The organism is Photorhabdus asymbiotica (assembly GCF_003634575.1).
Taxonomy (GTDB): Bacteria; Pseudomonadota; Gammaproteobacteria; order Enterobacterales; family Enterobacteriaceae; genus Photorhabdus; species Photorhabdus asymbiotica.
Window position 1 is genome coordinate 475,166 of sequence record NZ_RBLJ01000004.1, and the last position, 24,152, is coordinate 499,317.

General features: G+C 44.6%; 21 protein-coding genes, 1 tRNA gene and 1 pseudogene. 6 read left to right on the forward strand and 17 right to left on the reverse strand.

Annotated features, from left to right (window positions below; translation table 11 throughout):
* The 9 genes from fliN to fliF form a co-directional block, all read right to left on the reverse strand.
* Entirely contained in the window at nucleotides 1–420 is a 420-nt protein-coding gene (fliN, locus tag BDD30_RS17910) for a flagellar motor switch protein FliN (protein WP_041381990.1), read from the reverse strand.
* The gene (gene fliM / locus BDD30_RS17915; protein WP_015834757.1) at nucleotides 413–1,417 is read right to left on the reverse strand and encodes a flagellar motor switch protein FliM; all 1,005 of its coding nucleotides are present in this window, start codon (nucleotides 1,415–1,417) and stop codon (nucleotides 413–415) included. Before fliM ends, fliN begins: the two co-directional genes overlap by 8 nt.
* A gap of 5 nt (nucleotides 1,418–1,422) precedes the next feature.
* Nucleotides 1,423–1,899, reverse strand: coding sequence for a flagellar basal body-associated protein FliL (gene fliL, locus BDD30_RS17920; protein WP_041381988.1), 477 nt, complete (start codon nucleotides 1,897–1,899; stop codon nucleotides 1,423–1,425).
* A 295-nt stretch (nucleotides 1,900–2,194) separates the two neighbouring features.
* Entirely contained in the window at nucleotides 2,195–3,481 is a 1,287-nt protein-coding gene (locus BDD30_RS17925) for a flagellar hook-length control protein FliK (protein ID WP_015834755.1), read from the reverse strand.
* The gene (fliJ, locus tag BDD30_RS17930; RefSeq protein ID WP_015834754.1) at nucleotides 3,481–3,924 is read right to left on the reverse strand and encodes a flagellar export protein FliJ; all 444 of its coding nucleotides are present in this window, start codon (nucleotides 3,922–3,924) and stop codon (nucleotides 3,481–3,483) included. Before fliJ ends, BDD30_RS17925 begins: the two co-directional genes overlap by 1 nt.
* Before the next feature lie 42 nt (nucleotides 3,925–3,966).
* On the reverse strand, nucleotides 3,967–5,334 hold the full coding sequence (gene fliI / locus BDD30_RS17935; protein ID WP_015834753.1) for a flagellar protein export ATPase FliI: 1,368 nt from the start codon (nucleotides 5,332–5,334) through the stop codon (nucleotides 3,967–3,969).
* Entirely contained in the window at nucleotides 5,334–6,038 is a 705-nt protein-coding gene (fliH, locus tag BDD30_RS17940) for a flagellar assembly protein FliH (RefSeq protein ID WP_015834752.1), read from the reverse strand. Before fliH ends, fliI begins: the two co-directional genes overlap by 1 nt.
* A complete protein-coding gene (gene fliG / locus BDD30_RS17945; RefSeq protein WP_015834751.1) occupies nucleotides 6,031–7,023 on the reverse strand; it encodes a flagellar motor switch protein FliG in 993 nt (330 codons plus the stop codon). The genes fliH and fliG overlap by 8 nt, the downstream gene beginning before the upstream one ends.
* Nucleotides 7,020–8,723, reverse strand: a complete 1,704-nt coding sequence (gene fliF, locus BDD30_RS17950; RefSeq protein WP_015834750.1) for a flagellar basal-body MS-ring/collar protein FliF — start codon at nucleotides 8,721–8,723, stop codon at nucleotides 7,020–7,022. The genes fliG and fliF overlap by 4 nt, the downstream gene beginning before the upstream one ends.
* A gap of 277 nt (nucleotides 8,724–9,000) precedes the next feature.
* Between fliF and fliE the strand changes: the two genes are divergently transcribed.
* On the forward strand, nucleotides 9,001–9,312 hold the full coding sequence (fliE, locus tag BDD30_RS17955; RefSeq protein ID WP_015834749.1) for a flagellar hook-basal body complex protein FliE: 312 nt from the start codon (nucleotides 9,001–9,003) through the stop codon (nucleotides 9,310–9,312).
* A gap of 26 nt (nucleotides 9,313–9,338) precedes the next feature.
* On the opposite strand, the gene BDD30_RS17960 is transcribed toward fliE, so the two are convergent.
* From BDD30_RS17960 to fliD, 5 genes and pseudogenes are all read right to left on the reverse strand, one after another.
* On the reverse strand, nucleotides 9,339–9,665 hold the full coding sequence (locus BDD30_RS17960; RefSeq protein WP_049795207.1) for a HigA family addiction module antitoxin: 327 nt from the start codon (nucleotides 9,663–9,665) through the stop codon (nucleotides 9,339–9,341).
* Nucleotides 9,666–9,676: 11 nt separating this feature from the next.
* Nucleotides 9,677–9,775: pseudogene (locus tag BDD30_RS24340) on the reverse strand (peptidase); the annotation flags it as partial.
* Nucleotides 9,776–10,405: 630 nt separating this feature from the next.
* Nucleotides 10,406–10,771 (reverse strand): flagella biosynthesis regulatory protein FliT, encoded by a 366-nt coding sequence (gene fliT / locus BDD30_RS17970; protein WP_015834747.1) that lies wholly within the window; start codon nucleotides 10,769–10,771, stop codon nucleotides 10,406–10,408.
* A complete protein-coding gene (gene fliS / locus BDD30_RS17975; protein ID WP_015834746.1) occupies nucleotides 10,771–11,181 on the reverse strand; it encodes a flagellar export chaperone FliS in 411 nt (136 codons plus the stop codon). Before fliS ends, fliT begins: the two co-directional genes overlap by 1 nt.
* A gap of 12 nt (nucleotides 11,182–11,193) precedes the next feature.
* Nucleotides 11,194–12,612: a flagellar filament capping protein FliD gene (gene fliD, locus BDD30_RS17980; RefSeq protein WP_015834745.1), complete on the reverse strand. Its 1,419-nt coding sequence runs from the start codon at nucleotides 12,610–12,612 to the stop codon at nucleotides 11,194–11,196.
* Nucleotides 12,613–12,885: 273 nt separating this feature from the next.
* Here fliD and BDD30_RS17985 point away from each other — a divergent pair, with 273 nt between their 5' ends.
* The 3 genes from BDD30_RS17985 to fliZ all read left to right on the forward strand — a co-directional run bounded on the left by BDD30_RS17985 (nucleotide 12,886) and on the right by fliZ (nucleotide 15,481).
* Entirely contained in the window at nucleotides 12,886–13,959 is a 1,074-nt protein-coding gene (locus tag BDD30_RS17985) for a flagellin FliC (RefSeq protein ID WP_015834744.1), read from the forward strand.
* A 234-nt stretch (nucleotides 13,960–14,193) separates the two neighbouring features.
* The gene (locus tag BDD30_RS17990; RefSeq protein WP_036771487.1) at nucleotides 14,194–14,916 is read left to right on the forward strand and encodes an RNA polymerase sigma factor FliA; all 723 of its coding nucleotides are present in this window, start codon (nucleotides 14,194–14,196) and stop codon (nucleotides 14,914–14,916) included.
* Nucleotides 14,917–14,968: 52 nt separating this feature from the next.
* Nucleotides 14,969–15,481 carry a flagella biosynthesis regulatory protein FliZ gene (fliZ, locus tag BDD30_RS17995; protein WP_011146218.1) on the forward strand — a complete coding sequence of 171 codons (513 nt, stop codon included), beginning with the start codon at nucleotides 14,969–14,971 and terminating at the stop codon, nucleotides 15,479–15,481.
* 78 nt (nucleotides 15,482–15,559) lie between these two features.
* Here the strand turns inward: fliZ and putA are convergent, their stop codons facing one another.
* Complete coding sequence (gene putA, locus BDD30_RS18000; RefSeq protein WP_015834741.1) at nucleotides 15,560–19,540, reverse strand: trifunctional transcriptional regulator/proline dehydrogenase/L-glutamate gamma-semialdehyde dehydrogenase; 3,981 nt, start codon at nucleotides 19,538–19,540, stop codon at nucleotides 15,560–15,562.
* Between the two features lie 484 nt (nucleotides 19,541–20,024).
* Between putA and putP the strand changes: the two genes are divergently transcribed.
* Nucleotides 20,025–21,509 (forward strand): sodium/proline symporter PutP, encoded by a 1,485-nt coding sequence (gene putP, locus BDD30_RS18005; RefSeq protein ID WP_041381983.1) that lies wholly within the window; start codon nucleotides 20,025–20,027, stop codon nucleotides 21,507–21,509.
* 48 nt (nucleotides 21,510–21,557) lie between these two features.
* On the opposite strand, the gene wrbA is transcribed toward putP, so the two are convergent.
* Both wrbA and cycA read right to left on the reverse strand, forming a co-directional pair.
* Entirely contained in the window at nucleotides 21,558–22,157 is a 600-nt protein-coding gene (gene wrbA / locus BDD30_RS18010) for an NAD(P)H:quinone oxidoreductase (protein WP_015834739.1), read from the reverse strand.
* A 234-nt stretch (nucleotides 22,158–22,391) separates the two neighbouring features.
* Nucleotides 22,392–23,798 (reverse strand): D-serine/D-alanine/glycine transporter, encoded by a 1,407-nt coding sequence (gene cycA / locus BDD30_RS18015; protein ID WP_015834738.1) that lies wholly within the window; start codon nucleotides 23,796–23,798, stop codon nucleotides 22,392–22,394.
* Between the two features lie 258 nt (nucleotides 23,799–24,056).
* Between cycA and BDD30_RS18020 the strand changes: the two genes are divergently transcribed.
* Nucleotides 24,057–24,132: transfer RNA gene (locus BDD30_RS18020), tRNA-Lys, on the forward strand.
* The last annotated feature ends 20 nt before the right edge of the window (nucleotides 24,133–24,152 follow it).

Genomic DNA, 24,152 nt, shown 5'->3' on the forward strand with positions numbered 1-24,152 from the left:
TTAGCGACTCAGGCGACGCATACGTTCAGAAGGTGTAATGATATCGGTGATACGGATGCCGTATTTATCCGATACAACCACCACTTCACCCTGAGCAATCAGGTATCCGTTGATTAAAATATCCAACGGTTCCCCGGCAAGACCATCAAGAGAAACGACTGAGCCTTGAGATAATCTCAGTAGTTGTTTGATAGTCATTTTTGTCCGGCCCAGCTCTACGGATAATTTGACCGGAATATCCAAAATCAGGTCAATATCTGATAAATGAGCCAGTGCATCCTGAGGCTCCAGAGATTCAAAAATTGCCGCGCTACTGTCAGAGGTTGGTTGTTGCGCGGCCTGTTGTTCCAGAGCTTCTGCCCACATATCTTCGGCAGATCCGGTTGCAGCGGTATCTGTGGGTTGCTTAGCATCACTCATTGGGCTGTTCCTCATCCAGAGCATTTAAAACAGGGTTAATAAGATGTTCGACACGCAGGGCATATTGCCCGTTTAATGTTCCGTACTGGCTGGTGAGCACCGGCACACCGTCAACGTGAACGATCAGGCGTTCGGGTTTATCAATAGGCAGTATATCTCCCGGCTGAAGTTGCAGGATTTTTGACAATCTCAGCGGGATATCTACAAAATTAGCGACCAGTTCCAGTTCTGAGTGCTGAACCTGTTTTACCAGGCTTTCTCGCCACAGACTGTCTTCCTGCCGGACATTCTCCAGCGGTGGGTTGGTCAATCGTTCCCGTAATGGTTCGATCATGGCAAATGGAATACAGATGTTAAATTCACCACTCAGTGCCCCGATTTCCACCTGAAACGGTGTTGTAACAACAATATCGTTCGGTGATGTGGTGATGTTGGTGAATTTCACCTGCATTTCAGAGCGCACATATTCCACTTCGATTTTGAAAATGGAATCCCACGCATCACGATAGGAATCCAACGCCATCCGTAACATCCGGTTAATCACCCGTTGCTCAGTATTTGTGAATTCGCGGCCTTCTACTTTGGTCGGGAAGCGCCCATCACCACCAAACAGGTTATCTACGGCGATATAAACCAGACTTGGCGCAAATGCAAACAGCGCTGTTCCTCGTAATGGTTTCAGGTGAACCAGATTAAGGTTGGTCGGTACCGCCAGATTACGAGCAAATTCATGATAAGGCTGGATTTTTATTGCTCCAACCGTAATATCAGGACTCCGGCGGAGCATGTTAAACAACCCCATCCTGAAATGACGGGCAAAGCGTTCATTAATAATTTCCAGTGCTTGCAGGCGTTCCCGGACAACTCGGCGTTGTGTATTAGGATCATAAGGACGAACCTCATTTTCCCGGGATGCAGTATTTTCTGTGTCGTCACTGACACTGTCGCCATTGAGCAGAGCATCAATCTCTGCCTGTGAAAGAATATTGTCACTCATGCTGATTATCGCAGAATAAACGTGGTAAACAGTACGTCGGTGATAACCTGATCCGGCTCACCGGGTACCAATGTTGGGCTCAGCGTTTGCTTGATATCGTTCATCAGACGCAATTTGCCGTTGTCATGAGCCAGTTCTGCTGATTTCTGGCGCGATAGTAATAACAACATACGGCTACGAATTTCCGGTAGATACTCATGGAAGCGCTGGCGGGTTTTTTCATCGGCTAAACGTAGAGTCACGCCGACATAGAGCACACGGTCAAAGTGATCTTCGTTGTCGATCAGATTGACGGTAAAAGGTTCCAGAGTCATAAATACAGGGACTTCTATGGTTTTCGATGCCACAGAGTCACTCTTTTCTGCCTGTTTAAATGCCCACCAACTGTATCCCCCGATGGCGGCACCGATAACGGCAATCAGTACTAACAGTATCATCCAAAATGGATTTTTGCGTTTACGCTCGTAGCTATAGTCAGACATGGACAGACAAATTCCTGTTTTCGTTGCGGACAAGTGTCCACTCATTCCGTGGCGGACTTGCTTATCCATCAATATCGATAGTCATTATCCCGCGTATTTTCTCTGGCAATAGCCGGAACAAACGGGGAAAAAACCACTAACTCGTTCGTTTGTTGTGAACCTTGATCTTTCAAGTTGCCTCTTTGTTGGCTTCACTCACTCACCCCGGTCACATAGTTAGCTATGCTCCCGGGGATTCGCTCCCTTGCCGTCGCGATGCATCTTGAAATCTATTGGGTATAAATACTTTCCCCCATCAGGCGAAAATATCTACACCTCCTCGGGCTGATGCCAGCTGATGAGGTGTTAAATTTATGGTGGTTTCTGTAGCAGAAAGGCTTTCTGGTGAGGTGTTAGCGTTATGGCCTTTGCCGCTGCCAGAATTTTGTGAACCAGACCGTTGTTCTTGTTGCCACGGTGTGGAGTTGTCACTGCTGATGCTGCTTTGAGTCAGTTGAATACCCGTTTCTGCTAAAGCGTGACGAAGGTTAGGTAATGCCGCTTCTAACGCAGCCCGGACATGGCTGTGCGCTGATGCCAGATGTAATTGTGCCTGATTATCTTCAACAGACATGCGGATTTGTAATGCGCCCAGTTCTTGTGGGTGTAGACGTAGTTCGGCCTGTTGCAAGCCATTGCGGTTAAACAACATGATTTGCTGGCTTAATTGTTGTTGCCACTCTTCACTACCCAATTGAGCATTCAATAAGGGGGTAGAGGCACTGGATAACTGAAACTGGGCTGTTTGATTGTGCCCTGCGGAAAGCAAGGGAGAGGTCGTTACGGCGGAGATTTGCCCGGTTTGTTGATTTTCTGTGGTGATCGGCGTGGACTGGATCTCAGCTGGAGCAGTGGTCTGAATCAGTACGGATTCACGTGGATGATTTTGCGTTGTACTTTCAGGTTGAATTCCGCGCTGAATAGTTGCCGGAGCAAGCTTGGGTTTTACCTGAGGATGCTGCCCAAGTTCGTTTTCAGGTTTGGTTTTAAAAAGTTCTTCTACTTTTTCCGCCTGTTTTGTCTGTTCTGGCGTATCAGTCAGAAGATTTTTTGCTGTTGGTAATTCTGTCACCTTGGATTCTTTAGAAAAATCCCGAAGGTTTTTAGCATTATGTGCAATGAGTCCAGTAAGTTGAGGCGCTTCTTGCTGGTTTTCTGATCTGATGGCTAACCCAGATAATTGCACAGGTAAATTTGCAGCCAATTCTTCGGCTGACATGAGTTTTTCATCAACAGGAGCCGGTTGTTTGTTGACTTCTGCTTTTGCATTAAGGGGAATCAGTGAGGCGTTAATAGATTCCGCTGGTATTTCAGGGGAGATAGATAATAAGGGTGATAAACCGTTGTTGGTATCATCCGTGCTCTCTTTTCCTTCTTTGGATGATATTTTTCCCGGTTTGATCATACCTTTTTGTGCCGGTTCGGTTTCCAGATTAAGAAATTGAGCAAAAGCTGAAGGTTGCTCGGAGTCAGTGATTAAGTCACTGTATGTTTGCTGGTTTTCTGCCGGTTTTAAGTCAGCAGGCAAAAGAGTGATATTCATTATTTACTTCTCCATTGTGTGCTACGTTGGGCATACTCATCCATTTGTTTTTGCTCCGTTCGGTTCTGATGTAATCTTCGGTTGTTATCTGCCCGCTGTTGCAAAGTATCGAAGGCATTGAGACGTTGTTGTTTTTCCTGCCATTGTGATAAAGCGGTATCAAGCCGCTGTTGCCATTGATTGAGCTGTAATTTGTGCTGTTCAATCGCTTTTTCCAACGTTTTCATGAATTGCTGATAGTTTTGCCAGGCCGTGCACGGCATACCGCTACTTAGCGTGTCGTTCAGGCGTACTCGGTACTCATCTTGATAACCTATCAATGTTGCAAGTTGTTGCTCCATTTGCTGATGGTTCTGACGAACCTGTGCAAGGTGAGTAGCTGCTTTTTCCACTGCATTTTGTGCAAGTTCACGCAAGGTCATGAGAGGTGATTGTTGCTGCATCTTATTCCTCGCTTTAATGGCAACAGACAGAAAATCATTACGTTACACAGGTAACAACTGCTGTAGTTGAGTACAGGCAGCCGCATATTCACTACGCTCTTCAATATCCTGTTGTAGAAATTGTGCCATGTAGGGATAAAGTTCTATCGCTTTGTCCAGGAGCGGATCACTGCCTGCTGCATAGGCACCAACATTAATTAGGTCACGGTTACGCTGATAACTGGCAAGCAGTTGTTTGAATTGTTGTACCTGCCGGTAATGTTGTTTATTAATTAGCGATGTCATGGCGCGGCTGATAGAGGCTTCAATATCAATCGCCGGGTAGTGCCCTGATTCTGCGAGTGAACGGGAAAGCACAATGTGGCCATCCAGAATAGCTCTGGCCGCATCGGCTATTGGATCTTGCTGATCATCCCCTTCAGTCAGGACGGTGTAAAACGCGGTAATTGAGCCACCGCCGTTAACACCATTCCCCGCACGCTCCACCAGTGCCGGAAGTTTAGCGAAAACCGAAGGAGGATAGCCTTTGGTTGCTGGTGGTTCGCCGATTGCTAATGCAATTTCACGCTGCGCCATACTGTAGCGGGTCAATGAATCCATGATCAGCAATACATGCTTACCCCGGTCCCGGAAATCTTCAGCGATACGGGTAGCGTAGGATGCGCCTTGCATCCGCAATAACGGTGAAATATCGGCAGGTGCGGCGACAACCACTGAGCGGGCTAAACCTGTCGCGCCAAGGATGTTTTCAATGAAATCTTTAACTTCGCGGCCACGTTCTCCGATCAAGCCAACGACAATCACATCTGCCTGGGTATAACGTGCCATCATGCCAAGCAGAACACTCTTACCCACGCCAGAACCGGCAAACAAGCCCATGCGCTGCCCGCGGCCTACTGTCAGGAGGGCATTGATCGCCCGTACGCCGACATCCAATACTTCGCTGATTGGCGTGCGTTGCAGCGGGTTAATTGGTGGTGTAGTAAGTGGTGCGCGATAGCCAGTATCGGGTGACGGAAAGCCATCTAGTGGGCGGCCAGCACCATCTAACACCCGTCCCAGCAGTTCCGGGCCAAGCGGTAACTGGCGCCCACTGCTGCAATCTTCGCCGCTGTACGGACGAGAATAAACACGGGCGCCGGGTACAATACCTTCCAGATCTTCAAGCGGCATCAATAACAGCTTGTCGCCATTAAAACCAACGACTTCACTTTCAACTTCTTCAATATTGCCGCCATTTTGTCGCTCAATCAGACATGTCGCTCCCAGCGGCAGATGTAAGCCAGTTGCTTCCATGACCAGCCCCGTTGCTCTGGTCAGACGTCCATAACGACGAACCGGCGAAGTTTTCTCTAGCTTTTTCTCAAAAGCATCCAGCGTTGCTAACCAACGTCCGAGTCTTGCCGTCATTACAACTCTCCCGGCGCTGCCAACCGGCATAATTCATGCCAGCGAGTAGCCAGGCTGGCATCCAAATCGCCTTCATCTGCACTGATTTTGCAACCACCAGGGTGCAGTTTGTTATCTGCCAGTAAACGCCAACCGTGTAGTGAGAGCGTATTTCCCAGTTGCTTCTCAACCATTGGAAGATCTTGTGGATGAACCCGGAGTTGCGGTTTACCACTGAACATCGGTTCCTGTTGGATAAATTCACGGATCTGGTTGAGTAGGGCAGTGCCATCACAAATCGCCGGTTGACCAAGGATCTGTTTTGCGGCGGTCAGCGATAACTGCATCAAACGGGATGCAATAATGGTATCGAGACCTTCAAGTGAATGCTGGAAATCGGCCAGCATGTTTTGCCACTGTTCTGTGATAGGTTGTTGTTGCTGAATGGCATTCTGCAATCCTTGCTCCAGACCGGCTTCTAGGCCGGCCTGGTATCCTTTTTCATAGCCTTGAGCCTGACCTTCGGCAAATCCTTGCTCATGTCCTGCCTGTCGAGCCTGTTCTTTCAAACTATCCAGCATCGCCGCTTGCTGAAGGATTTCATCATGCTCAGCGGTTTCCTGTGGGTCGTCAGTAGGCTCTGGTTTGGCCCGCAGTTTCTCCCATTGTGTGAGTTCGTTGGGTTTCCATGGCTGCCAGCCGGCATTGTTCAACTTATCAGACATAGCTATCGTCACCACCATTCAGGATAATCTCACCGCTTTCTGCCAGACGACGAACAATAAGCAGGATGGCTTTCTGTTCGCTTTCTACCTGAGACATACGCACCGGACCGCGGTTTGCCAGGTCGTCGCGCATAATCTCCGCGGCACGTTGAGACATATTATTGAGGAAGTGGTCGCGTAGTTGCTGGTTGCAGCCTTTTAGTGCAATGAGCAAGGAGTCGGTAGAGATTTCCTGCAACAGACGCTGGATACTGCGGTCATCTACATCAATGAGGTTTTCGAACAGGAACATTTCATCAATGATTTTTTGTGCCAATTCACTATCGTAAGTGCGCATTGCTTCGATAACATTCTCTTCCTGCTGACTTTTCATCAGATTGATGATTTCAGCCGCAGTACGAATGCCACCCATTTTGCTGCGTTTGAGGTTCTGACCATCTAATAGGTTATTGAGCACTTCTGTCAGTTCGGCCAACGCAGCCGGTTGGACTCCGCCGAAAGTGGCGATACGCAGCATGATGTCATTACGCAATTTGTCATCAAATAGCGCTAGGATATCGGCTGCCTGTCCGCGATTTAAGTGCACCAGAATGGTGGCGATGATCTGTGGATGCTCTTCACGGATCATATCGGCGGCCATTTGGGGCTCCATAAAGTTGAGGGTCTCAATACCGGTGGTGGTTTCGCGGGATTCGAGAATATCCTCAAGCAGACTGGAGGCGCGCTCTTCACCGAGTGCTTTAATCAACACTGAACGCAGATAATCACTGGCATTGATACTTAGTGCTGCATATTGGCTAGCATCTTCTTCAAATTCTGCCAGTACATCGGCCAATTGCTGGTTAGAAACCTGGCGCATACCTGCCATGGTAATACTAAGTTGCTGAACTTCCCTGGAATTCAGGTGTTTAAACACCTCTGCCGCCTGATCTTCTCCCAGGGTCATTAACATGACGGCGCTTTTTTCTGTTCCGTTTAGGCTCATTGTTCGTTACTCATCCATTGACGGATCACCAGCGCTACAACGCGAGGATCTTTTTCTGCCAGTTCGCGGATACGTTGGCTTTGAATTTCAGCACTGACCCGTTGGCGTGTCAGTCTCTGACGGGTTCTTTCATCCATTTCTGCACTGGATTCAGTTGCTTGCTTTTTCTGAGCTTTTTGTGCTTCAAGCGCGGCTTTTTCTGCGGCACGTTTTTTGGCAAGTTGAGGAACCACCATTTTGCGCCACAGAAGCCATGCCACCAGTATCAAGAGAAGATAGCGGCCAAAATCAAAGGCTTTTTCCAGCAGAATAGGGTTCTGCCATACTGGAATAACCTCGATATTCTCTTTGCTTTCAGTAAATGGTGTGTTAACCACATTCAAACTATCGCCACGTTCTTTGGAAAAGCCCATCGCTTCTCTGGTCAGCGCTTCTATTTTCGCCAGTTGTTCCGGGGTTAATGCCTGCGTTTCTGGGCCATTTTTGCCTTCGACAGTGACATAATTGACGACAACCGCGACAGACAGGCGTTCAACTCCGCCAGCTTGCTGTTGCACATGACGAATAGTCCGGTCCACTTCATAGTTTGTGGTTTCGTCACGGCGGTTATTGCGATTATTGTTCACCATGCGCTCATTACTGTTACCTGAGGATGATGTTTTCTTATCGCTTTTGTCGCTTTTATTACTCTCTTTAGTATTGGGTTTCTCAATCGGCGCGCTTGGTGGCGGGCTTGGTTGATTGGAAAGTGCGCCGGGAATGCCACCAACCAGAGGGCCGCCACTCTGCTCACTTTCACTGAGCTGTTTTGAGCGAACTGCGGCCTGATTAGGGGGTTGGTTGGGTTTGTATTCTTCAGCCGTCTCTTCACGGCGCGAGAAATCTACTTGGGCAGTCACTTGGGCGTGAACGTTACCACGACCGACGACCGGGGTCAGAATAGCTTCAATACGTTGCTGGAAGCGGTTTTCTACTTCCTGAATGTATTTTAGCTGACTGGTATTCAGATCGCGCCCGGTGGCATCGGCTTGTGTCAATAGACGCCCGGCCTGATCAACAATAGTGACATTGCTTGGTGGAAGCCCAGCAACACTGCTGGAAACCATATGGACAATGGCATTGATCTGGCCTTCATCCAGTGTACGGCCTTGCAACAATCCAACGGTAACGGATGCGGAAGGGGACTTTTGTTCACGAACAAACAGAGACGGTTTGGGTAGTGCAAGATGAACACGGGCATTTTGCACAGGCCCCAAAGATTCAATTGTCCGTGACAGTTCACCTTCCAATGCTCTTTGGTAGTTAACTTGTTCACTGAACTGGCTGATACCAAACTTTTCTTTATCGAGTAGCTCGAATCCGGCGGCTCCACCCTTAGGTAATCCTTGTTGTGCCAGTCTTAGCCGTGTTTCATGTACCTGTCCGGCAGGGATCATGATAGCAGAGCCATTTTCGGCAAAGCGGTAAGGGATATTTAATTGGGTTAGTTGTGTGACAATCTCGCCACCGTCTTTATCGCTTAGATTACTGTAAAGCACCCGATAATCGGGGCTGCGTAACCACAGGAAAAGGGCAATGACAATAGCAATGGCTGCGCTGCCTGCAACCAATAATGGCACTTTAGGATCAGCTTTTATCCGGTTAATGATAGTGCTGAAACCATTAGTTTGATTTTCAATGTCGGTTGTTGCGGCACTCATAGACGATCCTTGCCTTGCTGTTCAACATGAATACTAAAAGCGTGGCGTAACAAAACAGACTCCCCATACGCAAGCGAAAGAATTCTTCCTATTTTCAGTCTTGTCATTATTCGCTGTTCACTCATCTTTTAATGGCACAATAAGCCCTGACTTTTTACGTTAATTACCCGCTTTAGATTGAGGGGGCTATGTTAGGGTGGCAGTCTAAAGATATGCCGTATAAACCTTGGGTTAATATGGCATTGAATTGCGTAGGGTGGTTTAACACGAGGTTTTTATGTCAATTCAAGCAATTGAAGGGGTACTGCAACAGATGCAGGCTCAGGCACTACAGTCAGCAAGCATTGCGAAGCCAATGCCATTGCAGGGAGGGTTTGCCAGTCAACTGATGGCAGCTGTTGGTAAAATTAACCAAACACGTTTGAATGCTACAAAACAAGCTCAGGATTTTACGCTGGGTGTACCTGGTATTGAATTGAATGATGTAATGGTGGATATGCAAAAGTCCAGTATTGCTTTGCAAATGGGCGTTCAGGTAAGAAATAAGCTGGTAGCTTCGTATCAGGAAATTATGAATATGCAGGTGTAGGTATATTAAGCTATTGATGTCTATCGTTAATAAGAGAGATCGCGAGTGTCGTGGATAATTTCTGCGGCGCTGCAAACAGGATATTCCATCGGTTTTATTTCTGGTCTTTTGTGTTGAGAGGCAATCCATAGCTCATACTGAGATTGCATTTCAGTCCACATTTCAGCTCTGGTTCCCAATGCTGCTTCTAGACGTAATGCCATATCAGCGGATATACCGGCATTGCTGTTTAATATACGGGATAATGCGGCGCGAGTTATGCCTAATGATTTTGCAGCGTCTGTGACAGCTATATCTCCAAGATATTCGCGTAAAACAAATCCGGGATGTGCCGGGTTATACATTCTGCTCAGGTTATTATTCCTCAGTGATAATCTTGGTAGTTAATGAGAATGGTATCTTTGCCTTCAAATCTAAATGTTAGTCGCCAATTGTCATTAACCGATATGGCCCACTGACCATTTAAATCAGTTTCTTTTTACGGATGAAGTTTCCAACCCGGGGCATTCATACCATCTGGTTTTTTAGTTGTATTTAATGTGGTTAGCTGAATTTGTAACTTTATGGCATTGTGTTGTATATAGCTACACTATTACGGAAGTGGGTATCGTAGGTCAAGTTTTTGGTGGAGAGTAAAATATGTTGATCGGGCTTTTCTTTGAATGAGATAGAAACCATAATCTGTCGAAGTGGAGAATAGAATAATTTCCTTTCCCATTTTGGGGACGTAAAAATAATAAAATAGGAAAATGATTTATTTTTCAATTAAATATGATTTTCTGAAATATCATAAAGTGGATGAGTTTCGAGGTATTCAGAGGAGTATTGGCTAGTCTGAATTGTATTAGGTTCAAGGTTATAACGATGTTTCTTCTCTATCTTTATTGCTAAACATCAGCAATCAATTACGGTACTTTGGGGTTTTTCATACCGATTTATTTTATTTATCATTGCTCATTTCTAGCAGACACTATTTAATTACCAAGATTTCTTATCTATTTCTTATGATTTGAATTGCAATCAATACACCCTAAACCAAGCTCACAAAACGAGTAAATAATGGTGATGAGAGTACATCACCTTTATTTCTCAATTACTTATGTTCCGTAAGGGTATGATAGGGTTCAACAGGGAATTGGCCGTAGCTATCGTTTAATAGTTGCTGTCGGCCTGCTTGTTTGATGAGTTTACTTAATTCATCAAGTCTTTTCTGTAGTAGTTTTTTAATCTCATTTTCATTATCTAAAATTATCTGCAAAATGTTGGTCATTTTTTGTTGTAATGAAAGAGAGGTGGCAGATGATATTGAAGATTGGCTAATCACTTCTACTGCCTTGAGGTAGGTGATTTCCATATCAACAAGCTCATCCCATTTTTCATTTTTGGCTAAATTAAGCATTTGCTCACTTAAACTTAGGATCTGTTGGTAAGCTGACAAAAGATCCATTTCATTATCCATTAAACAATATCCTGACTGGCGTTGTAATGAGGGCCAATTTGCCGCCAAGCTTCTGAAATCTCGGTGAGTAACTTTATAACTTCGGTAATGGCTGTCTCATCATTGCGTAAATTAGCTTGGAGTAAACGTTGGGTCATATAGTCGTAAAGGGAAGCAAGATTGTGTGCCAGCTCTCCGCCTTTCTCGTTATTTAACCCCTGTTTGAGGCCATTATCAATGATATTGATCGCTTTGGAAATAGCTGCACCTTTTTCTGCGATATTTCCTTGCTCCATCAGAATAATTGCTCGACGTAGGGCGCTAAGCGCCCCGTTGAACAAAATCTGAATCAACTGATAGGGGGAAGCGTTCATGATTTCGCTTTCCACATCTATCTGGGCATATAATTGACTTGCCGAACGTTGATACATAATTTCCTTTAATTATCTCATCTGCTGTAATAGGAAGTTACTGGTCTGTTTTAGAGAAGAGACCATTTTATCCAGTTGTGAAAATTGGCGTTTATAACGTTCAATCGTTTGGTTAATATTATCTTTCGTCCTGTCTACTTGTCTCTCAAGTGTTTTGAGACGCTTGTTAATACCGTTGGTCGCGGTAACTAAGGTACCTTCATGACTATCCAAGGCATCTTTTAATAGTTTATGCGTTTGGGTGGCAAAACCGGTTTCTTTACCGTCACCCATAAAGAATGCTTTTACATTAGCCGGTTTTTCTTTCAGGTTCTTTTCCAGTTTTTCGTTATCAATTTCCAGTTTGCCGTCAAACTTTTGTTTAATCCCCAGTTTATTTAGGGTTGGAATATCATTAACAGCCTGAGAGCTGAAAATTTGGCTTCTTAATTGGTTCTGGATTCCACGTAATGTACTGTCACCTAATAAAGCGCCGTTATCTTTCGAAGGTTCTTCACCCTGTTTTACTGGCTTATATTTGGTTAGCGAATCAAACGTTGTTTGCAGCTCATTATAAGCATCAACCCAGTTTTTAATCGCCTCTTTCATCGGCTCAATATCACGGGATACGACCAGCATTTCTGGCTTATGTTTTCCAGGTTTATCTTTATCTTCGGTCGTTTTTTTCAGATCCAGTATAATGCCTTCTGGTGCATCAGTAATATGGTTTGTCTGCCGCTCAATTGAGATGTTATTAACGGTTAAATGCGCATTTTGGGCTTTAACTGCTTCAGTTAGTTTGCCCTTCTTCTCTGAAGAATAATCTAGAAGTTGGCTAAGTTTGTTATCACCTTCAACTTTAATTGTCATCACTGATTCAGTACCGGCTTTTTTAGCTGTCAGCACTAAATTGTTTTCGCCATCTTTCGCTTTCATAATACTGGCGCTGACATTACCTTCCTGTTTATTAATTGCGTCCTTGATCTCAATAATGGACGTCTGTTCGTCTGTCAGCACGATTTTCATCGGCTTTTTTTCACCCGGTTGGGTGATAGTGATGGTCCGGGTTTTACCTTCGCCCAAAGATTCACCTTGGAGCGCTTTGATATTACTGACTTTTTCTGTATGTAATGATTGGGCCTGTGCCAATTGTTCAACGGTAATGCTGTAGTTACCTGGGGTGGCTTTAGAATCAGTACTGGCAGTGAATGCGTCATGTTTGTCACTGACGGTAGTTGTATTCAGTTTATCGAATTTTTTCAGTGATTCAGAAGCGGTTTCCAGTTTTTCTAAGCTACTTTTTAACGTACCAAAAGCCGTTAACTTACCTTTATAACTGGTTTGCTGTTCTGTCAAAGGAACTAAACGTTTTTGTTCTGCTGCCTGAAGTTTATCCAGTATAGGGCCTAATTCCATCCCCGATCCGGCCCCTAATGAAGAAATGCTAGCCATATTGACTCCTTTATTAGTAAATCTTTATTGAACCGGTTATCGGTAAGTTTCGAAAAAAGTTTACTAATAAAAATAATTTTTTGATGGTAGGAATAGTCGTGAAGAACTGGCGCTGTTTGGCTTATAAGGGAAGAGTGATAAAAAAGAAAAAGTTTTTTCAAGAAAAATTAAAGGTTCTTTGAGGAGCGCCGATAAAACTGTTGGCGGTGATGAACACCGTGGGTAAAACCCCAAACTTATATATCGACTTGATTTTAAAAAGGAACTCTAACTATGGCACAAGTCATCAACACCAACAGTCTGTCCCTGCTGACTCAGAATAACCTGACCAAATCCCAGGGTACTTTGGGTAACGCTATCGAGCGTCTGTCTTCTGGCCTGCGTATCAATAGCGCGAAGGATGATGCGGCTGGTCAAGCGATCGCTAACCGTTTTACTGCAAATGTTAGAGGTTTGACTCAGGCAGCACGTAACGCTAATGACGGTATCTCTATTGCACAGACTACCGAAGGTGCTCTGAACGAAATTAACACTAACTTACAACGTATTCGTGAACTGACTGTTCAGGCACAAAACGAAAGCAACTCTGAGAGCGATATCAAATCTATCCAGGAAGAAGTTACTCAGCGTTTAGATGAAATTGATCGCATTTCCGAGCAAACTCAGTTCAACGGTGTTCGTGTACTGCGTGAAGATAACAAAATGACTATTCAGGTTGGTGCTAATGATAATGAAGTTATCAACATTGATTTGAAAAAAATTGATAGAGAAGCCCTGAAACTGGAGAAATTTACTCTTTCTGCGGAAGTTCCGCATGGTGATGCAGTTACAGAGGTTGATGATGGTAAAGGCGCTGGTACAAAAAGCAAGATAGATTACTCTGCTGATGTTAAAGTTAAAGACCTAAAAAATGTGAATGTTTATCATGCCGTTAAGGACGATGGTTCAGTTGATCCTGACAAATATGTTGTTATTGGTAAGGATAACGATGGTAAAACAAAATCTTTCCAAGCCACTATTGCTAAAGATGGTAAATTAACAGCGGGCAAGGATATCACAGCTGAAGCATCGAAAGAGCCGCTGAAAGCTTTGGATAGCGCCCTGGCACAAGTTGACAGCCTGCGCAGTTCTCTGGGTGCGATCCAGAACCGTCTGGAATCTACCGTTAACAACCTGAACAACACTGTTAACAACCTGAGCTCTGCTCGTAGCCGTATCGAAGATGCTGATTACGCAACCGAAGTGTCTAACATGAGCCGTGGTCAAATTCTGCAACAGGCAGGTACTGCGGTTCTGGCTCAGGCTAACCAAGTTCCTAATTCTGTATTGTCTCTGCTGCGCGGTTAAGGCAATATGTGAATCTGATTCACATAAAAATCCAAATAAATCAAGGATCGGTTCGCCGGTCCTTCTTTTTTAGTCGTTTATCGTGAACAGCCTAAAATTTGTGTTATTATTAGGCGGACAATAAATTTCGCATAGGTGAAAAAGAAGCGCTTTTACTACATTGTTCAAACGATTGCCCTTGTTAGGGGATTGGATAATGGTAGTTAGTCTCTTATTCCAAAGGTGTCTGTTGTTGTGAGCGATTTGTATACCGCCGAAGGCGTGATGGACAAAAACAGCCTCTGGAAGCGCTATGTACCATTAGTTCGCCATGAAGCGTTAAGGCTACAAGTTAGATTACCTGCGTGTGTGGAGCTGGATGATCTGCTTCAGGCCGGAGGAATCGGCTTACTAAATGCGGTGGAACGTTTTGATTCCTTACAGGGAACCGCGTTTACCACTTATGCGGTACAACGCATCAGAGGTGCAATGTTGGATGAGTTAAGGAGCCGTGATTGGGCTCCGCGTAGTGTGCGACGTAATGCGCGCGAAGTGACGCAAACCATCCGTAAACTTGAGCAAGACTTAGGCCGTCCAGCCAGTGAGCAGGAAGTTGCTAAAGAATTAAAGATTGATCTGGTAGAATATCGGCAGATACTGTTAGATACGAATAACAGTCAGTTGTTTTCTTACGACGAATGGCACGAAATGCATGGTGAAAGCTGTGAACCTGTCATTGAAGAAGGGCATGAAACCAATCCTTTACAACAATTGTTGGAAAGTGATGTTCGTCAACGGGTAATTGATGCCATTGATTCGTTACCCGAGCGAGAAAAAATGGTTCTGACGCTGTATTATCAGGAAGAACTTAATCTGAAAGAGATTGGCGCAGTACTTGAAGTCGGGGAGTCCCGCATAAGTCAGTTACATAGCCAGGCGATTAAACGTCTGCGGGCTCGCTTAAATCCGGAAAAGTAACTTTTTGCTTATTTGTTTTTTGTTTAAGACTACACACAGGGCTTTATCTCTTATGTCTGTTACAACACAAAAGAAACGGCCGCTCAGCCGTTACATTAAAGACTACAAACATAGTCAAACTCATTGCTTGCATTGTCACAAAGCTCTTGATCGCATCTCTTTGGTTTTTAATGGCCAAGTGATCAATAAAGAGTCAATTTCCGAGATGACGGAGTTGATTGATGATAAGACTTGGGATGAGTTGCAAGATAAATTTGTCGCATTATGCCGTTTTTGCAGTGAGATTTATTGCAACAGCGAGACAGATTATTTTGACATCATGTCTTTCAAACAGTATCTGTTTGAACAAACGGAAATGAGCCACAGTACTGTTCGTGAGTACGTGGTTCGCTTACGACGTTTGGATGAATTGCTTACTTCAAGCAATTACCCTGTAAAAGAGTTCACAACAGAGAAAATCCAGGAAAAACTGAGTGAGAAACTATCACAGTCGGCATTCAGTAACTACAACATTGCCTTGCGTAAGTATGAGCAGTATTTGAGTTGGCAGCAGGGCGGTCATTAAGCTGGAAATATAACAGTAAAGAGATCACCAATTTCAGGGGAACACATCTTTGAGGTGTTCCCCTAGTTGTTTTAAGTATTACCCGATAGTCATCAGGCTGGCATTGCCTCCTGCCGCAGCGGTATTAATACTCAGTGAATGTTCATGCAGCAGACGTTCTAACAATAGGTTAGTTTCTCCACGGGCAAAACCTTGTACGGAGATGATAGGTCCTTTGCGTTGAGCAATTTGCTCGCAGACTTGACGGAGTTGATCAGAATCGCCGTGGTAAATAACCGCTTCGAATGCTGTATCTTCACGTTGCCAGTCCTGAACCAGATTGATTGCTTTACGGACGCTATCCGGCAATTGACGGAACAATTGTTGATGCATTTCATCATTTTGCCAGAGTAACTGACAGCCAACAGACAATGTTGCGGCCAGTTGGATCAAGGTATCCCGTTGATTGTCCGCCAGACACAATACCTGACCACGAGGTAACAGGGTGTAAGTATTGCGTTCACCTGTAGGTCCAGGTAATAGGCGAGTCGTGCCACCTTGTGCGAGCAGTTTGTACTGTTGAACCAGCTGATTTAGCTCTTCGTTGTGCTGATTGGTAACCCATTCCGCCAATGCGTCAAATGGAGCCATCAGTGCCAAACGCGCATTGGCTTCCAGTGGATATTCAGCATCTTGACGTTCCAGCGTTTGATTAATTGCATTTTGAGGGCGGCAAGAGAGTAAACGGTATAAATAGAGCGGACCACCCGCTTTCGGACCTGTACCGGACAAGCCTTCACCGCCAAACGGTTGTACACCAACAACAGCCCCTACCATATTGCGGTTAACATACAGGTTACCCACTTTTGCTTTCGCTGTGACCTGTGCAATAGTTTCATCAATACGAGTGTGTACACCTAATGTCAGTCCGTAGTTGGAATCGTTAATCTGATCCAGCAATTTATCCAGTTCATCACGTTTAAAACGGACAACATGTAGAACAGGGCCGAAGATCTCTTTTTTCAGTTCATTAAAGCTTTCTAATTCAATTAGCGTTGGTTTAACAAAGGTGCCTTGTTCCCACTCTTTACTGTCAATCGGATTGTTGTACGCTGCCTGGTAAATCGTGCGTCCTTTGGTACGCATTGCCTGAATATGGCGATCGATACCGGCTTTGGCTTCCGCATCAATGACTGGCCCGATATCGGTAGAAAGGCGTTCAGGATTACCCATCCGGCATTCAGACATTGCTCCTTTCAGCATGGTAATGGTTCTTTCTGCCACATCTTCCTGAATGCAAAGAATACGTAAGGCAGAGCAACGTTGACCAGCACTGTCAAAAGCAGAGGCGACAACATCAGTAACAACTTGTTCTGTGAGAGCAGAAGAGTCAACAATCATTGCATTTAGACCACCTGTCTCGGCAATGAGAGGAGTTGGTCGTCCTTGTGCATCAAGTCGTCCGGCAATATTGCGTTGTAACAGACCGGCAACTTCAGTAGAGCCAGTAAACATCACACCGCGTATTCTGTCATCACCAACCAGAAGAGAGCCAACGGTTTCACCTCGGCCAGGTAATAATTGTAGTACACCGTGGGGAATGCCAGCTTGATGCAGTATCTTGACTGCAATGGCGGCAATTAATGGCGTCTGTTCAGCAGGTTTTGCCAAAACACTGTTTCCAGCGGCCAGTGCAGCAGCTATCTGTCCAGTGAAAATAGCCAATGGGAAGTTCCATGGGCTGATACAGACAACGGGTCCCAGTGGACGATGGGTATCATTAGCGAAATCGTGGCGAACTTGCCCGGCATAATAATGGAGGAAATCGACGGCTTCTCGTACTTCCGCAATCGCATTATTAAAGGTTTTGCCTGCTTCCCGAACCAAAATACCCAGTAATGGTTGCATCTGGTTTTCCATCAGTTCAGCCGCACGAATCAAAATTGCAGCCCGTTCTGATGGTGGAGTTGCAAACCAGATTGCTCCAGCTTCTGTTGCGACATCTAGTGCATGACTGACTTCTTGTTCGGTTGTTTCACGCACATGGCCAACGATATCCAGAGGAGTCGCTGGATTAATGACTGGTTTAGCTGCCGGTAACTCACCTTGATGGCAATAGTTACCGCCCAGTAGTGGCTCACTGTACCGCTCTTCGGTAGCAGAACTGAGCAGTGCACTGGAAAGAGAAGCTAAGCGATGCTCGTTAGAAAGATCCAAACCGGCTGAGTTTACGCGATCTTTGCCATACAGGCTGTGAGGCAGAGGGATTTTCGGATGTGGAAGACCAATTTGACCTTCGGCTTCAGCCAGCTTCTGAACTTTTTTCACTGGATCAGCAACCAGTTCATCCAATGGCAGTGTCGTGTCAGCGATACGGTTGACGAAGGAAGTGTTAGCACCATTTTCCAGCAGACGACGGACGAGATAGGCCAATAGCGTTTCGTGCGTGCCTACTGGCGCATAAATGCGGCATGGGCGGTTTAGTTTGCCATCAGCGATTTTCCCAACGACTTGTTCGTACAGTGGTTCTCCCATGCCATGCAAACATTGGAATTCATATTGACCAGGGTAATAATTTTGACCGGCCATATGATAAACAGCAGATAAAGTATGAGCATTGTGGGTAGCAAACTGCGGGTAAATCAAATTCGGTACTGACAGTAACTTGCGGGCACAAGCCAGATAAGAAACATCGGTATAAACTTTACGGGTGTAAACTGGATAACCTTCCAGCCCATCTATTTGGGCACGTTTAATTTCGCTATCCCAGTAAGCACCTTTTACCAATCGCACCATCAGACGACGACGGCTACGTTGTGCCAAATCAATTATTGCGTCAATAACAAATGGGCAGCGTTTCTGATAAGCCTGAATAACGAAACCAATGCCATTCCAGCCAGCCAGTTGTGGCTCAAAACAGAGTTTTTCCAGCAAATCGAGGGAAATTTCCAGCCGATCTGCTTCTTCTGCATCAATATTGATACCAATATCATATTGGTATGCTTGTAATGTCAGGGAAAGCAGACGCGGATACAGCTCATCCATGACTCGTTCATATTGAGCACGGTTATAGCGTGGATGCAGGGCAGAAAGCTTAATGGAAATTCCAGGTCCTTCATAAATGCCGCGGCCATTGGATGCCTTACCGATAGCATGGATCGCCTGTTGGTAGGAAACCATATAATCCTGAGCATCTTTCTCCGTTAAAGCAGCTTCACCCAGCATGTCATAGGAATAACGAAATCCTTTTTCTTCCAATTTACGTGCACTGGCCAGCGCTTGAGCGATAGTTTCGCCTGTCACAAACTGTTCACCCATCAGACGCATTGCCATATCTACGCCTTTACGCACTAATGGTTCACCACTTTTGCTAATAATGCGATTCAATGAGTTAGAAAGTTTGGCTTCGTTATGGGTAGAAACTAGTTTGCCGGTAAATAATAGCCCCCATGTTGCTGCATTGACAAACATGGATGAACTTTGGCCCAAATGGGAATGCCAGTTGCCATTACTGATTTTATCTCGGATCAGTGCATCACGGGTGGCTTTGTCAGGAATACGGAGCAGAGCTTCCGCAAGGCACATCAAGGCAACGCCTTCCTGAGATGAAAGTGAAAATTCCTGTAACAGCCCTTGAACTAAACCTGAACGGCCAATGCTGTTTTTCTGGTTACGTAATTTTTCTGCAATGCTGTAAGCCAGTTTATGAGTTGCTTGTGCTTGCTCTTCTGGCAACTGTGCCTGTTGTAGCAGCATGGGAACAGCTTGTGTCTCTGGCAGACGATAAGCAGCAGTGATTGCAGAACGTTTTACTGATTGAGGCAGGATATGTTCTGCGAAGTCGAGGAAGGGTTGATAAGAGGAATCTATTGTAGTTTCTTCTCCAGTTATCTTCTCTTCTTTAAGATCTTGACTGGCAGATAACTCAGCAATCTGTTCGCCATTTTCAAGACGTTCAAGATAGTTGAAAATAGCTTGTTTAATCAGCCAGTGTGGAGTGCGGTCAATCCGTTGTGCCGCAGCTTTAATGCGATCACGAGTTGCCTCATCAAGCTTTACGCCCATTGTTGTACTACCCATCCTCGCTCCTTTAATAGGTAAGGTTTATCTAAGTTGCATGATAATATCTGACATGTTGCAACTTTGTGCAACCTTATGCAAATTGCTTGTTTTGTTTTTGTGAAATTAATCCGTTTATTATAATTAGGCAGGTATATTTATTATTGTGACTTTATCTAATTGATATATATTGGTTTACCATTTTATGGTTAACACAGGGGTAGAATCGTGAAATGGTTAAAAAGCATAACCTTTAAATCAAATAAATGTGATTCAGCAAACGTTTCTTGTAAAAAATGGCGTTAATTAGTTGTTAAATTACCTAGTGCTAATCTAGGATTCATTGTAACTTTTTAATTTGTTACAAAAAAAATTATTTCAATTTAGAATTATAAATCATCTTTAGGTGCAATCAGGTGCAACGTTCCTGAACCTGACAGGGAAAACTCTGTGTACCCAGGAGAACTGCGGCTTTGCAAACACAGATAAACTATGGAGAACTTGCATGACAGTAAATACACCAATGCTAATCACCTTTATTGTCTATATTGCTGGAATGTTGTTGATAGGCTTTTTGGCCTATCGCTCAACCAAAAATTTTGATGATTATATCTTGGGTGGAAGGCGATTGGGCAGTGTGGTAACGGCTTTGTCTGCCGGTGCTTCGGATATGAGTGGTTGGTTATTAATGGGCTTGCCTGGCGTCGTCTATTTTGCCGGGATTTCAGAAAGTTGGATAGCAATTGGCCTTGCTTTAGGCGCTTACCTTAACTGGAAATTAGTTGCAGGCAGGCTACGGATTCAGACGGAAGTCAATAACAATGCCTTGACACTACCAGACTATTTCACCAGTCGTTTTGAAGATAAGAGCAAGGTTCTGCGCATTATCTCTGCACTTGTTATTCTGATTTTCTTCACCATCTATTGTGCTTCTGGTGTTGTTGCCGGAGGTTTATTATTTGAAAGTACTTTTGGTATCAGTTACCAGAAAGCCATGTGGCTTGGGGCAGTAGCAACGATTGCTTACACTTTCCTCGGTGGCTTCCTGGCTGTCAGTTGGACAGATACTGTTCAAGCTTCATTAATGATCTTTGCGCTTATCCTGACCCCGGTTATCGTCATTTTTTCTGTGGGCGGTATTGATACCTCTCTTACTCTGATAGCAGCGAAAAATCCAGCGTATTTGGATATGTTTAAGGGATTGAACTTTATTGCCATTATCTCGTTATTGGGTTGGGGGCTAGGTTATTTTGGTCAGCCACATATTCTGGCGCGTTTTATGGCGGCAGATTCCCATCACACTATTCGTAAAGCTCGTCGTATTAGTATGACTTGGATGGTGTTATGTCTGGCAGGAACTATTGCGGTTGGTTTCTTCGGTATTGCTTATTTTGAAATGCATCCTGACCAGTCTGGTCCGGTAGCTGCCAATCGTGAACGTATCTTTATGGAATTGGCGGTTGTTCTGTTTAATCCGTGGATAGCGGGCGTTTTACTATCCGCTATTCTGGCTGCGGTGATGAGTACTTTAAGCTGTCAGCTGCTGGTGTGTGCCAGTGCATTGACGGAAGATCTGTATAAGCCTTTTATTCGTAAATCTGCCAGCCAGAAAGAGTTGGTGTGGGTAGGGCGTTTCATGGTGCTGTTAGTGGCGGTCATCGCGATGGTGATAGCGATTAACCCTGAAAATAAAGTATTGGCTTTGGTCAGTAATGCATGGGCTGGATTTGGCGCTGCGTTCGGCCCGGTCGTACTGATTTCTGTTATCTGGAGACGTATGACACGGAATGGTGCATTAGCGGGGATGTTGGTAGGGGCAGTCACGGTATTGGTGTGGATGAAGTACCAGTGGTTTGCTTTGTATGAAATTATCCCAGGTTTTGTCTTTGCTTCTATTGCAATTGTGGTTGTGAGTCTGTTGGGCAAGGCACCGAGCAGAGCAGCACAACAGCGTTTTATTGATGCTGAGGCGCAATACAAAACTAAGTAAATTGAAATAGGTAAAAACGTGTGAAGGCGAAATGCCTTCACACCCTAGTTAGTTTTTCAGTTTCTTAGTGATCTTCGCGACATGCTCGCCCTGATAACGGGCGATTTTCAATTCGTTTTCATTGGGGAAGCGCGAACCATCACCGCCAGCGAAAGTACTGGCACCGTAAGGAGTTCCCCCTTGCGGCTGTGAAATATCCCCGATTTCAGGAATACCATAACCAATCGGTACAATAATAAAGCCGTGATGGGCAAGCGTTGTCCAGGTTGAAGTAATGGTCATCTCTTGACCACCGCCAACACCTGTGGAAGTGAATACGCTGGCGACTTTGCCGTGCAGTTTACCTTCGGCCCACAGGCTACCTGTCTGGTCTAAAAAGTTTCTCATTTGGCCAGCCATATTACCAAAACGAGCTGGGGTGCCGATGATAATTGCATCATAATCAACCAGCTCCTGGGTGGATGCAACTGGAGCAAATTGATCCGTTTTACCACCTGCTTTGGTAAATGCTTCTGGTGGGATGGTTTCTGGGACGCGTTTAATTGTGACTTCTACGTCAGCGACTTTTTGTGCACCTTCTGCAACTGCGGATGCCAGCGCTTCAATATGTCCGTACATGGAATAATAAAGCACGAGAATTTTCGTCATAATTACTTTCTCCAGTAAGGTTAAAAAGTGGCTGCGAAGTTTACAATAATGGCAGCCTGTCATTTTAATTCATCAATATTATTGATGTAATAAGGTGAAATGACCTTATTTGGTAAGAAAGATTTTCTTAACCGGCAGAATAAGTGTAGTGGTAATTTTGTAGCTTGCAGCAATAAAAAAGACCTGTGGAGTGTTATTCCAACAGGTCATATGGGTATTAACAACTTGAATAAGTTAGCTGTACAAACGTGTTCTGTGTCTTTTTACAATTTGAAAACCAATAATTAAAACCAGAAACCAAATAGGTGTAATGATTAATGCCTGGCGAGTATCATCTCGTAAAGTGAGTAATATCAGAACAAATGCAAAGAATGCCAGGCAGACCCATGACATGGTAATGCCCAATGGCATTTTATAGATTGAAGCTTTGTGTAATGCAGGACGACGTTTCCGGTAAACCAGATATGAACATAGGATCATGCTCCAGATAAACATAAACAAAATGGCTGAAACGGTGGTTACCAGAGTAAATACATGCATAACATCAGGAATTAAATAAATTAGCACGACACCACAGGATAAACATAAACAGGTAAAAATTAACCCCGATGCAGGTACTGAACGGCGTGAAAGGCGGCTAAATTGCTGTGGTGCATCACCTTCTTTTGCTAGCCCGAATAACATACGGCTGGTGGAGAAAACACCGCTATTTGCTGAAGAGGCGGCAGAAGTTAACACCACAAAGTTCACGATACTTGCAGCGGCAGGCAAGCCAATCAGAACAAACAGCTCAACAAAAGGGCTTTTGTCTGCAATGATTGAACGCCATGGCGTGACAGACATGATAATTATGAGTGCCAGCACATAGAAGGTGATAATACGGATTGGAATGGCATTAATCGCTCTGGGAAGCGATTTCATCGGGTCCTTAGTTTCTGCGGCAGCAGTACCGACTAATTCAATTCCCACGAAAGCAAATATGGCTATTTGGAATCCGGCGAAAAATCCGCTTAATCCTGTTGGAAATAATCCTCCGTCATTCCATATATTTGCTAGCGAGGCGATATGACCCGTTGGCGATTGAAAATGCATACCAATCAGAACAGCGCCTGTCACAATTAGAGCAATAATGGCAACAATTTTTATCATCGCGAACCAAAATTCCATTTCTCCGAATAATTTTACCGTTGCTAGATTAAGTGCCAGCAACAATGAAACACAGAGTAAGGAAGTGGCCCATTGTGGAAAATCGGGCTGCCAATAACTGATATATGAGGTGATTGCTACCACATCGGCGATACCGGTAATGACCCAGCAGAACCAGTAAGTCCAGCCGACGAAAAAACCAGCCCAAGGACCCAGTAAATCTGCGGAGAAATCGCTGAATGATTTATAGTGTAGATTCGAGAGCAGTAATTCGCCCATTGCGCGCATCACGAAGAACAACATGAAGCCGATAATCATATAAACGAATATAATCGATGGCCCAGCAAGGGAGATTGTTTTCCCTGATCCCATAAACAGACCCGTGCCAATCGCGCCGCCGATCGCAATGAGTTGTATATGTCGGTTGCTCAGATTGCGTTGCAGTTGTGTCTCTTCGGGTTTAGAGGAAAGTGCAGTTTGTATTTTTTCTGCCATAAAATAGTATCCAGGATTTTCATTTTCTTAGGTAAATTGTCACGGCTTTTGAAGTGGCCTTATATTTGACGGTGTTTGCGGAAAATATTGTGACACAAATTACTATAATAATGACAGCTTGATTTCATCTTAAAAACAAATTGGTTACAATTTAACTCATGAGTATCCTTAAAATTGAATATGAGTTATTCATTTGGAAAAAAATAGTCATAAATAATATTGACGATAACTGTATATAGGATAATAATTGTTCGTATTGGGTTGTTAGCTCAGTCGGCAGAGCAGTTGACTCTTAATCAATTGGTCCGGGGTTCGAGCCCCCGACAACCCACCAGTTAAAGCAATTTAACACCA

Coding starts and splice junctions, on each gene's coding strand:
- fliS (WP_015834746.1), bottom strand. CDS start 11,181: ATGTATCAACGTTCGGCAAGTCAATTATATGCCCAGATAGATGTGGAA.
- putA (WP_015834741.1), bottom strand. CDS start 19,540: ATGGGTAGTACAACAATGGGCGTAAAGCTTGATGAGGCAACTCGTGAT.
- fliD (WP_015834745.1), bottom strand. CDS start 12,612: ATGGCTAGCATTTCTTCATTAGGGGCCGGATCGGGGATGGAATTAGGC.
- BDD30_RS17985 (WP_015834744.1), top strand. CDS start 12,886: ATGGCACAAGTCATCAACACCAACAGTCTGTCCCTGCTGACTCAGAAT.
- fliH (WP_015834752.1), bottom strand. CDS start 6,038: ATGTCTGATAAGTTGAACAATGCCGGCTGGCAGCCATGGAAACCCAAC.
- fliM (WP_015834757.1), bottom strand. CDS start 1,417: ATGAGTGACAATATTCTTTCACAGGCAGAGATTGATGCTCTGCTCAAT.
- fliZ (WP_011146218.1), top strand. CDS start 14,969: ATGTCTGTTACAACACAAAAGAAACGGCCGCTCAGCCGTTACATTAAA.
- wrbA (WP_015834739.1), bottom strand. CDS start 22,157: ATGACGAAAATTCTCGTGCTTTATTATTCCATGTACGGACATATTGAA.
- fliJ (WP_015834754.1), bottom strand. CDS start 3,924: ATGCAGCAACAATCACCTCTCATGACCTTGCGTGAACTTGCACAAAAT.
- putP (WP_041381983.1), top strand. CDS start 20,025: ATGACAGTAAATACACCAATGCTAATCACCTTTATTGTCTATATTGCT.
- fliF (WP_015834750.1), bottom strand. CDS start 8,723: ATGAGTGCCGCAACAACCGACATTGAAAATCAAACTAATGGTTTCAGC.
- fliN (WP_041381990.1), bottom strand. CDS start 420: ATGAGTGATGCTAAGCAACCCACAGATACCGCTGCAACCGGATCTGCC.
- fliE (WP_015834749.1), top strand. CDS start 9,001: ATGTCAATTCAAGCAATTGAAGGGGTACTGCAACAGATGCAGGCTCAG.
- BDD30_RS17925 (WP_015834755.1), bottom strand. CDS start 3,481: ATGAATATCACTCTTTTGCCTGCTGACTTAAAACCGGCAGAAAACCAG.
- fliT (WP_015834747.1), bottom strand. CDS start 10,771: ATGGATAATGAAATGGATCTTTTGTCAGCTTACCAACAGATCCTAAGT.
- fliG (WP_015834751.1), bottom strand. CDS start 7,023: ATGAGCCTAAACGGAACAGAAAAAAGCGCCGTCATGTTAATGACCCTG.
- fliL (WP_041381988.1), bottom strand. CDS start 1,899: ATGTCTGACTATAGCTACGAGCGTAAACGCAAAAATCCATTTTGGATG.
- fliI (WP_015834753.1), bottom strand. CDS start 5,334: ATGACGGCAAGACTCGGACGTTGGTTAGCAACGCTGGATGCTTTTGAG.
- cycA (WP_015834738.1), bottom strand. CDS start 23,798: ATGGCAGAAAAAATACAAACTGCACTTTCCTCTAAACCCGAAGAGACA.